The organism is Microbispora sp. H13382 (assembly GCF_014161445.1).
Classification (GTDB): domain Bacteria; phylum Actinomycetota; class Actinomycetes; order Streptosporangiales; family Streptosporangiaceae; genus Microbispora.
Genome location: NZ_JABBXA010000006.1, coordinates 131021 through 144473 on the forward strand (window position 1 = coordinate 131021; position 13453 = coordinate 144473).

Sequence of the window (13453 nt, forward strand, 5' to 3'; positions counted from 1 at the left end):
GCCGACGAGGTGGGGAGCGGCGCCGCGTCGCGTTCGCCGGCTACCAGCCGGACGCTTCAGCACTGCACGGGCTTGAGCCAGGAGCATTCGAGGTCACCGGCGGGCGTTCGCGGGGACGACGGGGCGGCCTCCTGCGGCGAGGACCCGGAAGTCGTGCCGCGCGCGGCCGCCGTCTCGTCCACCGTTTCGTTCACCGTTTCGTTCACAGGGGCCTTCCTGCTGAACTGGGCCAGTCTGACGGCGATCCGGTCCTCCAGATCTCTCGGCGGGCCGGACAGGTAGCCGTTGCTGATGACCGAGAAGACCAGCTGCTCCCCGTCCGCGCTGGTCACGTAGCCCGACAGTGCGGTCACGCCGGTCAGTGAGCCGGTCTTGGCGTGGACGTTCCCGGCGGCCGCCGTGCCGCGCATCCTGCTGCGCAGCGTCCCGCCGACCATGCGGTCCGCCTCCCCGGCGATCGGCAGGGCGGCGTACCAGGTGGGGAACCAGGGCTTGCCGCGCACCGCCGCCAGCAGGGCCGTGATGCCCGCGGGCGTCAGGGCGTCGACCCGGGACAGGCCGGAGCCGTCCCGCAGCCGCAGCGTCTTCACACCGTTCGCCTGCGCGAACGCGGTGGTCACGGCGAGGCCCGCCGCCCACGTCCCCGCGCCGGACACCTCGCGTCCCATCGCCTTGGTGAGGATCTCCGCGTGCATGTTGTTGCTCAGCTTCATGAACGGCACGAACAGCTCGCCGAGGGGCATCGACCGGCGTGAGGCGATCGTGGCCGCCTTCGCCGGGGCGGTCCCGCGCACGGTCGGCCCGAGCACCTTCACGCCATGACGGGCCAGCCCCTCCCGGAACAGCGTGACCGCGTAGAGCGTGGGGTCCCACACCGCGACCCACTCGTCGTACGGCTCGGAGACCGTGCCGCTGACCACGACGGTGTCGGTGCCGTGCTGCCGCTCGACGAGCACGTCCGTCTCGTCGCCGGTGACGGCCCTGTTCACGATCTTCACGTAGCCGGTCGCCGGCGTGGTCGACACCTTGGCGGCCTTGCCGGGGCCGTCTCCGGGCGCGACCGAGACGATCACCGAGCCCGCGTCGTAGTCGGTGTCGGGCGCCGCGGTCAGCGCGGAGATCTGCCCCGCGTAGTAGTACGGCTCGTCGTCCCAGGCCCAGTCGGTGCCGAGCCGCACGTCGTCGAACCAGGTGTCGTCGGCGACCAGCCGTCCCGTGACGAGCTTCACGCCCGCCGCCGCGACCTTGGCGGCGAGTGCGTCGTAGTCGGCGGCGAGCAGGGTGGGGTCGCCCGTGCCCCGCAGCGTGAGATCCCCGGTGACCGTGCGGCCCACGCGGGACGCGGCGAGCACGTCGGTCGTGAAGCGGAAGTCGGTGCCGAGCGTGTCGAGGGCGGCGGCCGAGGTGAGCAGCTTGGTGTTGGAGGCGGGGGCGAACAGCTTGTCCGCGTCGAGCGAGTAGAGGTCCTCGCCGGTGGCGGCGGCGCGTACGGCGACGCCCGCCCGCGCGGGGGCCAGCCGGGAGTCGGCGAGGATCTGGTCGAGGTCGCGGGTCAGGTCCGCGACGCCGGGGGCCGGGTCCCGGGCGCCGGCGGGGGCGCCGGAGCCGGTGATCCCGATGGCCAGGACGGCTCCGGCCAGCAGGGTCGTGATTCGTCGTGACAACCGCACAGTCCGCTCCCGGGTGAGTGGCTTTCCGCGATCGTCGGTGAGCCGCGCCCAGGCATCAATACGAAAATGTACGTATTAGGTGGTGTCTCAGGTCGCGCGATCAGGCCGGGAGCGAGACCAGGAACACGCAGTCGCCGAAGGCCACCTCGTCGCCGGCCCGTACGTGCGCGGGGCCGACCAGGCGCCAGCCGTTCAGCCGGGTGCCGTTCATCGAGCCGAGGTCGACCAGCAGCCACGAGTCGTCGTGCTCCCGCCGCAACTCGGCGTGGACCCGCGAGACGGTCAGGTCGGCGAGGACGAGGTCGCAGGAGGAGCCGCGGCCGACCAGGTAGCGGGCCCGGCCGTCGGCGGGCAGGGCGAGCCGGGGCAGCCGGGGACGCCGCCAGGCGGACTCGATCCGGTTGCTCAGCTCCGACACGGAGGCGACGGCGTCGGTGATCCTTCTACGCCAGCGCCCGCGGTGCGGGAGGTCGGCGACCAGTTCGTCCAGCTCGTTGCGGTTGCGGGCACGAAGCGCCAGGTCCACCCGGCCGACGAAGGTCTCCATGGACAGGCGTCCTTCGGCGGCCCGGTCGCGGAGCTCGCTGAGCGCGCGCTCGCGGTCCCCGTCCGAGGCGCGAACCGGGGGAGAGCTCATGATTGGAAGTATCCGTCGCAGTGGTCCGAGGTGTCCAGAAGACCGCCGTAATCCCCTTCGATCCCGGCCCGGGAGCGGGGTCGCCGGGCGTGGCGTCCCCGCTCCGGTCGAACCGGTGGCGTCTCTACTGCCGGCCGAAGTCCTGGGTCCAGTACGCGCCGGAAGCCACGTACCCGACCCCGATGTCGGTGTAGTTGCAGTTGAGGATGTTCTGCCGGTGCCCGGGGCTGTTCATCCAGCCCTGCACCACCGCCTGGGCCGTGCCGTAGCCCTTGGCGATGTTCTCCGCCGCCGCCCGCCAGGTGTAACCGGCGGCCGTGATGCGGTCGGCGAAGGAGCGGCCGTCCTTCGAGGTGTGGTCGAAGTAGTTCTTCGCGGACATGTCAGCCGAGTGGGCGTACGCGGCGGCGCGGAGCCGCGCGTCGTGCTTCAGCGGGCCGCAGCCCGCCTTGGCCCGCTCGAGGTTGGTGAGGCGCACGACCTCGTTCTCGACGGCGGTGCCCACGGCCGAGCCACTCGTGGGAGAGGCGCTGGGAGTGGCGGAGGCGGGGGCGCTCGTGGTGGGGACTGCGGAGGGGCTCGTGGTGGGGACTGCGGAGGGACTCGCGGCGGGGACCGCGGAGGGGCTCGCCGTGGGGACGGCGGTGGGTGCCGGGGAAGCGGTGGCCGAGGGAACGGGAGTGGGGACGTCACAGTCGAGGCGCACCGGCCTCGACCGTGACACGTGGCCGCGGTAGTCCGTGACCACGCTGTAGTACGCACCGTCCACACAGGTCAGGGCGACGACGACACGCGCGTTCCTGACCACCTTGGAGCCGCTCTTGACCACGCGGTCGGGGCCGGGCCTGCTGCTCACGAGCCGGACGCGGAAACGGGCGTCGTCGACGCAGCCGGCCCGTGAGCCGGCCGCGCGAATCTTGCCGTCCAGGGCGACGTAGGGCTTCGCGGCGGCGACCCGGCAGCCCCTGTGCTGGGCCTCGGCCTGAGCGGGCGCGGCCGCCATGCCGACGGCCGCGACGCTTCCGAGACACAGGACCGCTCCGAGCGCTCTGTTCACGATCATTCCTCCAGTGGGGGTTAGACGCTGGGGAAGTCGTCATTATGGTGCGCAACAGACCGACATGTGGGGATAAATCGGTCAAAACCCGAAAGAATCTACCTTCTCTTAAACATCCCTTATGCCGTATACAGACATCGATGTCGCATAATTCGCAGGTCAACGGCGTGATCGTCGAAGGCCCGCCTTGAGAGCCGCTTAAGGTCGTCCGGAGCCCGCCCCGGGGCTCGGGGCGGGCTCGGCTCAGTCCTCGGTCCTGACCGCTTCGCCGTCCGCGGGCTGCCCGTCGTGCCGCCCGGCGGCCGCCGGGTCCGGGGTCCCGCCCGCACCGACGGCGGCGGCGAGGCGGTCGGCGGTCAGGTTGTATCTGAGGGTCATCAGCACGCCCACGAACGTGATCAGAGCGGGCACCGCGGTCACGCCGATCACCACCGCGACGAGGGCGGTGTCCGGCTGGGTCACCGGGTGCTCGGGATCGGAGGAGATGAAGCCTCCCGCGGTCAGCACCCAGCCGTACGTGGTCGCCCCGAGCGCCGACACCGCGTTCTCCACCGCGGTCCACAGGCCCGTGAAGACCCCGCCCCTGCGCTCGCCGCTCACCACGCCGTCGTACGCGATGACGTCGGCGAGCATGGAGAACTGCAGCAGTTGCAGGCCCGCGTAGCCGATGCCCACGATCATCACGCACAGGTGGGCGTACAGCGAGCCGAGCGCGGGCGTCGCGAGGATCAGCAGGGCGCCCGCGGTGAACAGCGATCCGGACAGGAGCATCGCGCCGCGCTTGTCGAGCTTGCGGGCCAGCCACACCCACAGCGGCATCGTGACCAGCATCGGCCCCACGAGGGCCGCGAAGAGCGTGGTGGTGGCGGAGGTGTCGTCCAGCGCGTAGGCGGCGAAGTAGGGCGCCCCGGCCAGCATCACGCCCGCCCCCAGCGTCTGCGCGGAGCTGAGCCCGAGCAGCCACATGAACGGCTTGCTCGTGCGGGCGGCGGAAAGCTGCTCCCGCAGCGTGCCCTCGGACTTCTGCTGGCCGGTGAAAGGGGCGCGGGCGGTGCCGAAGAACGATCCCAGCATCGAGACGAGCAGGATCACGCCGAAGACGACGCCCATGGTGCGGTACCCGTCGGCCGTCTCGCCGGCGATCGTCGGCGCGAGGATGCCGCTCATCGCGATCGCGATCGCGATGAGCACCATGCGCCACTGCAGCAGCGAGGTCCGCTCGTGGTAGTCCGTGGTCATCTCCGCGGGCATCGCCTTGTACGGCACCTCGTACAGGGCGTAGCCGGTAGCGGCGGCGAGGAAGGCGACGCCCACGTACAGGCCGGCGGTCATGCCGGTGAGCGGCGGCCCGGCGAACATCAGGGCGAACGACACCGGCAGCACCACGGCGCCCGCGAGCAGCCAGGGCCGGCGTGGTCCCCAGCGCGAGACCGTGCGGTCCGACCACCGGCCGACCAGGGTGTTGGCCACCAGGTCCCAGGCCTTGGGCAGGAAGAGCACGACGCCCGCGAACGCGGCCGGCACCGCGAGCACGTTCGTCATGTAGAAGAGCAGCAGCAGCCCGGGGATCGTGGAGAAGTTGGCCGTGCAGAACGAGCCGACGGCGTACCCGAGGCGAACCCCCAGGGGGACCTTCGACGGGGAGGGCGTCGCCGCGGTGGAGACCATGGCGCCATTCAAGCCGAGCAAGCGCCTGTTCGGAAGGACCGTCCCGCAACGGTTCGGCCGCTGCGTGATCTCCCCTCGATCTCCGCCGGAACGCGCCGGCGGAGATCGGAGAGGAACCGGGCGATCAGTCGCGCACGTCGGGACAGACGACGTGGGCGCCGATCTCGATCAACCGGCGTTCCGTGTGGGCGTCGGCGACCCGGGCCATGAGCACCGGCGCCTCGCTGGCCGCCAGTTGCGGCAGCCGGGCGCGCACCCGCCGGTGCAGGTCCTTGACGATGTCGTCGGCTCCGAGGGTGTGCACCTTGACGTGCAGCATGATCCCCCACAGCCCCGCCGCCGTCCGCGACTCGGAGATCCACACGTGGTGGATGTGGGGGTATTCGGGCAGCAGCTCGGCGACCGCCACCCGAAGCGCCGGCAGGATCGGATGGCGCGTCCTCCGGTAGCCAGGGTCCACCACCTGCATCGCCCCCGACAGGTGCTGGCGAGGGGCGGGGACCCACTGCGCGGGCAGCGCGGCGGGCGCCGCCGGCACCGGGGCGGGCGCGGGCGGCGGGGGAGGAGCCTGCCTGCCGACCTGTGCGCGGGTCACGGTCGCCATCGCCCCGGTGGCGTACGCCGTCGGGGCGGCCGTGCCCATGGCCGACAACGCGGGAGTGGGACCGGTGCGGGTCTCCTCCAGATAGCGCCGCAGGTCGTCGATCGGCACGGCGGCGGCCGCGGGACCGGCCGCGTCGATCACGATCTCGCGCACGCCCGTGACGCGCTGGATGTCGAGGACGGTGTCGGCGTCGCACGCCGACAACGAGTGGCTGCCACGGTGCCGGGCGTAGGTCGCCGGTCCCGTGTAGCCCAACAGAACACGCTCGCCGTTCTGCGTCGTGCCGAGCACCACGGAGCGGTCGGGACGGACCGCCACCAGGATGCCCCACTCCGCGAGGGCCGCCAGGAGTTGCCGGGGGCTGCCATGCCGCGCGAGAACGTCGCCCAGGGAGGGGTTCCCGATGCTCATAGCCTGAACGATAGGGACTGGACCATGGCGAATCAGGCTAATCCCGAAGATTAGGTGCGATCAATACCAAGATGGCGACAGTCCGTATGGGATCACGGTCGCCGGGGTACATCGACCGACTGTGCCCGCACGTGAGCGAGCCTCACGCACCCCCCGCGTCCCGGCAGTCTCTCCGCGTTGTTCTCCGAATCCCCAGGGCGCCGGCCGCGCGGGCCGTACGGGGCCGCGGAGGAGGCCGACGAGGCGCTGCGCGATCTGAGACCGGGTCGTCGCGTCGCCGCGACACCGCCGTGACCTTGGATATCTCGTATGCCGGGCGCTCGTGAGAGCTTTCACAAGGCCCGGATAGACTCACGTCGTCCGCGCTGTCGCACTTCACGAAGGACTCAACCCAGTGAACAAGCCCGTCGTACTTGTCGCAGAAGAGCTCTCAGAAGCGGGTCTCGCCGTGCTCGGCGCGGATTTCGAGGTCCGGCACACCGACGGCGCCGACAGGTCGCAGCTGCTGCCCGCCCTCGCCGACGTGGACGCTCTGATCGTGCGCAGCGCCACCCAGGTCGACGCCGAGGCCGTCGCCGCGGCGCCCAAGCTGCGCGTCGTCGCCCGCGCCGGCGTGGGCCTGGACAACGTCGACGTCGAGGCCGCCACCAAGGCCGGCGTCATGGTCGTCAACGCCCCGACGTCCAACATCACCAGCGCCGCCGAGCACACGGTCGCGCTGATCCTCGCCAGCGCCCGCAACGTCGCCCAGGCGCACTCCGCGCTGAAGGGCGGCGAGTGGAAGCGCTCGAAGTACACCGGCGTCGAGCTCGACGAGAAGGTCGTCGGCATTCTCGGCCTCGGCAAGATCGGCCAGCTCGTCGCGCAGCGCCTGCAGCCGTTCGGCGTCGAGCTCATCGCGTACGACCCCTACCTGCAGCCGGCCCGCGCGGCGGCCATGGGCGTCCGCCTGGCCTCGCTGGAGGAGGTGCTCCAGCAGGCCGACTTCATCACGGTCCACCTGCCGAAGTCGAAGGAGACCGTCGGTCTCATCGGCGACCGCGAGCTGCACATGGTCAAGCCGACCGTGCGGCTGATCAACGTCGCCCGCGGCGGGATCATCGACGAGAACGCCCTCTACTCCGCCCTCAAGGAGGGCCGCGTCGCCGGCGCCGGCATCGACGTCTTCGCCAAGGAGCCCTGCACCGACAGCCCGCTGTTCGAGTTCGACCAGGTCGTGGCGACGCCGCACCTCGGCGCCTCCACCCACGAGGCCCAGGAGAAGGCCGGCACCCAGGTCGCCCGCAGCGTCAAGCTGGCGCTCGCCGGCGAGTTCGTGCCCGACGCGGTGAACGTCCAGGGCGGCGCGGTCGCCGAGGACGTCAAGCCGGGCCTGCCGCTCACCGAGAAGCTGGGCCGCATCTTCACCGCGCTCGCGGGCGAGGTGGCCACCCGCCTGGTCGTCGAGGTCCGCGGTGAGATCTCGGCGCAGGACGTGCGGGTCCTGGAGCTGGCCGCGCTCAAGGGCGTCTTCACCGACGTCGTGGAGGACGCGGTGACCTACGTCAACGCGCCGCTGCTGGCCAAGGACCGCGGCGTCGTGGTCGAGCTGGTCACCAGCGCGGAGAGCCCCGACTGGCGCAACGTCGTCACGGTGCGCGGCGTGCTCGCCGACGGCCGTACGGTCTCGGTCTCCGGCACCCTGTCCGGTCCCCGGCAGATCACCAAGATCGTCGAGGTCAACGGCTTCGCGATGGAGATCGAGCCGACCGAGCACCTGGCCTTCTTCACCTACGCCGACCGCCCCGGCATCGTCGGCATCGTGGGCCGCCTGCTCGGCGAGCACAGCGTGAACATCGCCTCCATGCAGGTCTCCCGGGACGTGAAGGGCGGCAAGGCGCTCATCGCGCTGACCGTCGACACGGCGATCCCGTCCGACGTCGTCGAGCAGATCGCTGGGGAGATCGGCGCCGACAGCGGCCGCACGGTCGACCTGGAGGACTGACACCGGGAACCCGCTCACCGGACGGCCCGGCGCCCTGCGCGCCGGGCCGTTCTGTTGTCCCGGCCGACGGACGGCGTCTCACCAAGTGAGATACTAGGTCGTCCTACGAGATTGTGGGGTAGTCTTGCGATGACGAGGCGCCCCGCACTTCTACCTGCCGCGACGGGGCCTGATCAGGGCAGGCCGGCCCGTCGCGGAGCGCCGCGCCGCCGGCCTTCGGCTCGCTCGTGACGCGTGACCCGCGTTCCACCGGCGGCCGACGTTCCCGGATCCGCGCGAGCGGGTCCGCTCTCAGCATTCCTCCGTCAAGAGAGAGAATCGCCATGTACGACATGTATCCCTGGGGTCGTTCCGAAGACGCTGAGAACGAGGCGGCCGAGGCCCTGCAGATCGCGCTCGACCGCCGTGACAACGGGGGCGCTCCGCAGCGCTGACCCCGGCGGGACCGGCGGATGTGATGTGCCAATCTTGATGGCGTGGTGAGCATCGGCGGTGGGGCCGCGAACACGACCAGCCTGCTCCGGCTGATCAACCAGCGGGCGGTGTTCACCGAGATCTTCCGCCTCGGTAAGGCCTCGCGCCCCGAGCTCGCCCAGGTGACGGGACTGTCCAAGCCGACGATCTCGATGGCGCTGGCCGACCTGGAGCGTGCCAGGCTCGTCCGTCCGGTCGGGCTGCGCACCGGCGGCGCCGGCCGTGCCGCGCTGCTCTACGAGATCAGGCCGGAGGCGGGCTGGGTGCTCGCCGCCGACCTCGGCCGCACCACCGTGCGGCTCGCGCTCGCCGACCTCGTGGGCGACGTCGTGGCGCGTGGGCAGGAGCCGTCGCGGGCGCACTCCTACGAGAGTGCGCGCGAGCAACTGGTGCGTATGGCGGCCGAGCTCGTCGCGGAGGCCGGCCTGCAGCCCGGTGACGTCACCGTCACCGTTTTCGGCACCCCCGGGATCCACGACAAGGAGAGCGGGGCGCTGCGGCTCGCGCCGAATCTGCCGGGCTGGGAACGCCCCGGCGCGGTGGACGCGCTGGCCGGTGTCACGGGCTCGCCGTACACGGTGGAGAACGACGTCGACCTCGCGGCCGTGGGAGAGGGCGCCTACGGCCTGGGCAAGGGGATCTCCCACTTCGTCCTCGTGTCCATCGGGACGGGCGTCGGCATGGGCGTGGTCATCGACGGCGGTCTCTACCGGGGCGCCCGGGGAGCGGCCGGCGAGATCTCGTACCTGCCGGTGGGCGAGGACGTCCCCGGTCTCGACCGCAGGCGTGGCATGTTCGAGTCGGTGGCCTCCGCCGACGGCGTCGTCGCGGCGGCGGCACGTCTCGGCATGACGGCGGCCACGGCCAAGGAGGTCTTCGACGCCGCGCGCGGCGGTGACACGGTCGCGCGCGCGGTGGTGGCGGCCGAGGCCGACCACGTCGCGCGCGCCCTCGCCGGGGTGATCGCCGTGCTCGATCCCGAGCTGGTCGTGCTCGGCGGCGGCATCGGCGCGCAGGCCGGCGACCTGCTCGCCGGTCCGGTGGCGGAGCGGCTGCGGACGCTGGTGGCCCTCACGCCGCCGCGGATCGAGGTGTCCGCGCTCGGGGCGGACGCCGTGATCCTCGGGGCGCTGGCGGTCGGGCTGTCGACGGCGCGCGACCTCGTTTTCGAGCGTGCCGTCGCGGCGGGACCCGCCTGACGAGCGCACTTGCCCGGACATGGACCGAATGGTGAGATCGTGTTTCGATCTCCGAGACAACCGGTAAGGTACACGCATGGAGTCGAGCAACATCCGCCTGGCAGTGATCCCCGGTGACGGTATCGGCACCGAGGTCGTCGCCGAAGGCCTCAAGGTCCTCAACGCCGCGGGCGTCAAGTCCGAGACCACCGAGTACGATCTCGGGGCCAGGCGTTACCACGCGACAGGGCAGACGCTTCCCGACGAGGTCCTCGACGAGCTGCGCGGCTACGACGCGATCCTGCTGGGCGCCGTCGGCGACCCGAGCGTGCCGCCCGGCATCCTGGAGCGCGAGCTGCTGCTGCGCCTGCGCTTCGAGCTCGACCACTACGTGAACCTCCGTCCGGTCAAGCTCTTCCCCGGCGTGACGACTCCGCTCGGGGAGGCCCGCCCCGAGGACATCGACATGATCGTCGTCCGTGAGGGCACCGAGGGCCCGTACGCCGGCGCCGGCGGCGTGATGCGCCGCGGCACGCCGCATGAGATCGCCACCCAGGAGTCGTTCAACACGGCGTACGGCGTCGAGCGCGTCGCGCGCTACGCCTTCGAGAAGGCCCTGAGCCGGCCGCGCCGCAAGCTGACGCTGGTCCACAAGACCAATGTGCTGACGTTCGCCGGCGACCTGTGGGCGCGCACCGTTGACCGGCTCAGCGTGGAGTTCCCCGAGGTCGAGACCGACTACTGCCACGTCGACGCCGCCTCCATGTTCTTCATCACCCAGCCGCAGCGGTTCGACGTGATCGTCACCGACAACCTGTTCGGCGACATCCTGACCGACATCGGCGCGGCGGTCGCCGGCGGCATCGGCCTGGCGGCCAGCGGCAACGTCAACCCGGCCCGCACGGCGCCGTCCATGTTCGAGCCCGTCCACGGCAGCGCGCCGGACATCGCGGGCCAGGGCAAGGCCGACCCGACCGCCACGATCCTGTCGGTCGCCATGCTCCTCGACCACCTCGGCCACGCCGAGGCGTCGGCCCGCGTCGAGCAGGCCGTGGCCGACGACCTGATCGAGCGCCAGAGCGCGTGGACCGCGCGCTCCACCCGCGAGATCGGCGACGACATCGCCGCCCGAGTAGCCGGCTGATCCCGGCCGCTCATCCCGACCTCACGCGCATGGCGGCCCGGTATGGGCCGCCATGCGCTTTTTCATACCTGCCGAATGCCCTAGTTTTCCCTTAGCCGTCTCGTCGCACAATTACTACGACGACGAAGAGAGAAGGACCTCGCCATGACCACCCACCTCAGGTTCGACGTGCAGCTCAATCCGCAGGCCCGCAGCGCGGCCGAGCGTGAGCAGGTGCTGGCGAGCCCCGGCTTCGGTCAGGTCTTCACCGACCACATGATCTCCATTGACTGGACCGAGGGGGAGGGCTGGCACGACGCGAAGCTCCAGCCGTACGGTCCGCTCGTCCTCGACCCCGCCACGTCGGTGTTCCACTACGCGCAGGAGCTGTTCGAGGGGCTCAAGGCGTACCGGCAGTCGAACGGCTCGATCGTCGCCTTCCGGCCGTACGCGAACGCGGCGCGGTTCAACCAGTCGGCGCTGCGGATGGCGATGCCGGAGATCCCCGAGGAGGCGTTCGTCGAGTCGCTCGAGCTCCTCGTGCAGACCGACCGCGACTGGGTGCCGACCACCGACGGCCACAGCCTCTACCTGCGGCCCTTCATGATCGCCACGCAGCCCGCCCTCGGGGTGAACCACCCCTCGCGGAGCTACAAGTACATGGTGATCGCCTCGCCCGCCGCGTCGTACTTCACCGGCGGCCTCAAGCCGGTCTCGGTCTGGCTGTCCACCGAGTACACCCGCGCCGCGCCCGGCGGCACCGGGTTCGCCAAGTGCGGCGGCAACTACGCGGCGGCGTTCGTGGCCCAGCGGCAGGCCGTCGAGGAGGGCTGCGACCAGGTGGTCTGGCTCGACGCGTTCGAGCACCGGTGGGTCGAGGAGATGGGCGGGATGAACCTGTTCTTCGTCTTCGGCGACCGCCTCGTCACCCCGGCGCTCACCGGGACGCTGCTGCCCGGCATCACCCGCGACTCGATCCTCAGCCTGGCCGGAGAGCTGGGATACACGGTGGAGGAGGGCAAGGTCTCCATCGAGGATTGGCAGGCGGGCTGCGAGTCCGGCGAGCTCACCGAGGTCTTCGCCTGCGGCACCGCCGCCGTGGTCACCCCCGTCGGCTCGGTCAAGGGCGTCGACCGGAGCTGGACCGTCGGCGACGGCACCCCCGGGCCGGTCACGATGAAAATCCGCGAGGAACTCGTGGGCATCCAGTACGGCAGCCGCCCCGACGCCCACCACTGGATCCACAAGATCTGCTGACGGTCGCGGCGCCGCAGGGCGCTCACCGTCCCGCTGCTCCTTGTCGCGGTGCGCCCCGCCTTAAGGCCGTGGGCGCACCGTGGGGGGCGGTGTGGTCTTCCGGAGCCGTACTCGCGGGCCTGGTTCAGCCGGACAGGCCCGGGCAGGCCGTGCTCTTCCCGAGGGTGGACAGCGACACCAGTCCCCCGATCAGACCGGCGCTCACGCTGACCCTGGCGTCGACCCGGATCAGGGACCGGGCGGGGCACGACGGCGCCGCGGTCGCGACGGGTGCCGGTGCGGCGGGCGCCGGTGCGCTGGGCGTCGCTGTCACGGTGACGGTGACCGTGGGCACCGGGGTCGGCCTGAGCGCGGGCCGCTCGGTCTCGCGCGGACCGGTGACGGTCACGTGCTGGGTGATGTTGCAGACCCGGGAGCGCCGGCACAGCGCGTTCTGCACGTTCGAGGAGCCGCCGGCGGTGTTGGCGCTCGTGTGCTGGTAGCCGCGGTTGCGCGTGGACCCCTCCACGGACAGCTTGGTGTCGGGGCGGTCGCGTGGATCCTTGCCGGTGGGGGCCACCACGTTCCGCTCCGCGCGGTCGCCGCGCCCGTGCCCGTTGTCGGCGGCGGCCCCGAGTGCGCCGACGCCGGTGACCAAGGCGGTCGCAGCCGAAGTGCCGAGGAGAAGGAAACCGGCGAGTCTGCCTTTGAACGCCCCGCCGCCGCGCCGACAAGTCATTCGTCGCCCCCTGCTGTATGAAAGCCGCTGTGTGAAAGCCGCTGTATGAAAACGAGTCCTGGCGAAGAGGTTCGCGAATACGAACCGCTTTGCGAGCGTACTCGCCGAAGGGGCGCTGATCGTGTGTCTCGCATCCGTATGGCAGGTTATTACGGCGTCGTTGCCGGGAGCGACGAATAATTCCGGCGATCTCCCTGCAAACGGCCACGTGATCTGGTCGTGTGGCCGTTTGCGGTCGGGGTCACCAACCAGAAGACGGCGCCGAGATGCGCTGGTTGACGTTGCAGACCCGCTGAGAGAGCCTCTTGCACGCCGCCAACTGCGCGTTGGTCTTGCCGCTCGCGTTGACGGCGACGTTCTGGACACCTCTCTGGTAGATGGGTGCGCTGCCCGCGCTGTAGCTGACGTTGCGCCTTCCGTTTCCGTTGTTGCCCGCTCCGCCGCCGCCATTGGCGGCGGCGGCCGGTTGGGCGGCCATCGCGGCGGTGGCCGCCATGACCACGATGGCGGTGGCCGTCAACCTGCGCACGGTTGCCGTGCCGGTGAGTCTGGCCTTCTCGTGACACTGACACATTTTCCCCGCAGCACCTGCCTTCTGAATCGTGGTGATGGTTGCTTCCCGTTGTTTCCCCCGGCCGGGCGCGTGCTGCGGAATGAGGCCATCACCGGTGG

Annotated in this window: 11 protein-coding genes; 4 read left to right on the forward strand and 7 right to left on the reverse strand. The window is 71.1% G+C overall.

All coding sequences use genetic code 11. The features are described from left to right. Positions 1-56: 56 nt before the first annotated feature. From dacB to HHX41_RS14625, 5 genes are all read right to left on the reverse strand, one after another. Positions 57-1670: a D-alanyl-D-alanine carboxypeptidase/D-alanyl-D-alanine-endopeptidase gene (gene dacB, locus HHX41_RS14605; protein WP_182906410.1), complete on the reverse strand. Its 1614-nt coding sequence runs from the start codon at positions 1668-1670 to the stop codon at positions 57-59. 100 nt (positions 1671-1770) lie between these two features. Beyond that, complete coding sequence (locus HHX41_RS14610; RefSeq protein ID WP_169984222.1) at positions 1771-2307, reverse strand: DUF1707 and FHA domain-containing protein; 537 nt, start codon at positions 2305-2307, stop codon at positions 1771-1773. Between the two features lie 124 nt (positions 2308-2431). Next, entirely contained in the window at positions 2432-3364 is a 933-nt protein-coding gene (locus HHX41_RS14615) for a CAP domain-containing protein (RefSeq protein WP_220504066.1), read from the reverse strand. Positions 3365-3607: 243 nt separating this feature from the next. After that, positions 3608-5032, reverse strand: coding sequence for an MFS transporter (locus HHX41_RS14620; RefSeq protein WP_182906411.1), 1425 nt, complete (start codon positions 5030-5032; stop codon positions 3608-3610). Between the two features lie 124 nt (positions 5033-5156). Then, positions 5157-6047 carry a hypothetical protein gene (locus HHX41_RS14625; protein WP_169984219.1) on the reverse strand — a complete coding sequence of 297 codons (891 nt, stop codon included), beginning with the start codon at positions 6045-6047 and terminating at the stop codon, positions 5157-5159. 394 nt (positions 6048-6441) lie between these two features. Here HHX41_RS14625 and serA point away from each other — a divergent pair, with 394 nt between their 5' ends. The 4 genes from serA (at position 6442) to HHX41_RS14645 (ending at position 12063) form a co-directional block, all read left to right on the forward strand. Further along, positions 6442-8031, forward strand: coding sequence for a phosphoglycerate dehydrogenase (gene serA, locus HHX41_RS14630; protein ID WP_182906412.1), 1590 nt, complete (start codon positions 6442-6444; stop codon positions 8029-8031). A 476-nt stretch (positions 8032-8507) separates the two neighbouring features. Beyond that, complete coding sequence (locus HHX41_RS14635; RefSeq protein ID WP_220504067.1) at positions 8508-9704, forward strand: ROK family transcriptional regulator; 1197 nt, start codon at positions 8508-8510, stop codon at positions 9702-9704. Positions 9705-9780: 76 nt separating this feature from the next. Further along, positions 9781-10827, forward strand: coding sequence for a 3-isopropylmalate dehydrogenase (locus tag HHX41_RS14640; RefSeq protein ID WP_182906413.1), 1047 nt, complete (start codon positions 9781-9783; stop codon positions 10825-10827). Between the two features lie 144 nt (positions 10828-10971). Beyond that, on the forward strand, positions 10972-12063 hold the full coding sequence (locus HHX41_RS14645) for a branched-chain amino acid aminotransferase (protein WP_182906414.1): 1092 nt from the start codon (positions 10972-10974) through the stop codon (positions 12061-12063). Between the two features lie 124 nt (positions 12064-12187). On the opposite strand, the gene HHX41_RS14650 is transcribed toward HHX41_RS14645, so the two are convergent. Together HHX41_RS14650 and HHX41_RS14655 are read right to left on the reverse strand one after the other, a co-directional pair. Continuing rightward, positions 12188-12700: a hypothetical protein gene (locus HHX41_RS14650; protein WP_211592431.1), complete on the reverse strand. Its 513-nt coding sequence runs from the start codon at positions 12698-12700 to the stop codon at positions 12188-12190. Positions 12701-13022: 322 nt separating this feature from the next. Continuing rightward, on the reverse strand, positions 13023-13301 hold the full coding sequence (locus HHX41_RS14655) for a hypothetical protein (RefSeq protein ID WP_182906415.1): 279 nt from the start codon (positions 13299-13301) through the stop codon (positions 13023-13025). Positions 13302-13453 lie beyond the last annotated feature (152 nt).

Bases quoted from the DNA above. Each gene is read 5' to 3' on its own strand.
- HHX41_RS14640 (WP_182906413.1), top strand. From the start codon at position 9,781: ATGGAGTCGAGCAACATCCGCCTGGCAGTGATCCCCGGTGACGGTATC.
- HHX41_RS14610 (WP_169984222.1), bottom strand. From the start codon at position 2,307: ATGAGCTCTCCCCCGGTTCGCGCCTCGGACGGGGACCGCGAGCGCGCG.
- HHX41_RS14625 (WP_169984219.1), bottom strand. From the start codon at position 6,047: ATGAGCATCGGGAACCCCTCCCTGGGCGACGTTCTCGCGCGGCATGGC.
- HHX41_RS14645 (WP_182906414.1), top strand. From the start codon at position 10,972: ATGACCACCCACCTCAGGTTCGACGTGCAGCTCAATCCGCAGGCCCGC.
- HHX41_RS14620 (WP_182906411.1), bottom strand. From the start codon at position 5,032: ATGGTCTCCACCGCGGCGACGCCCTCCCCGTCGAAGGTCCCCCTGGGG.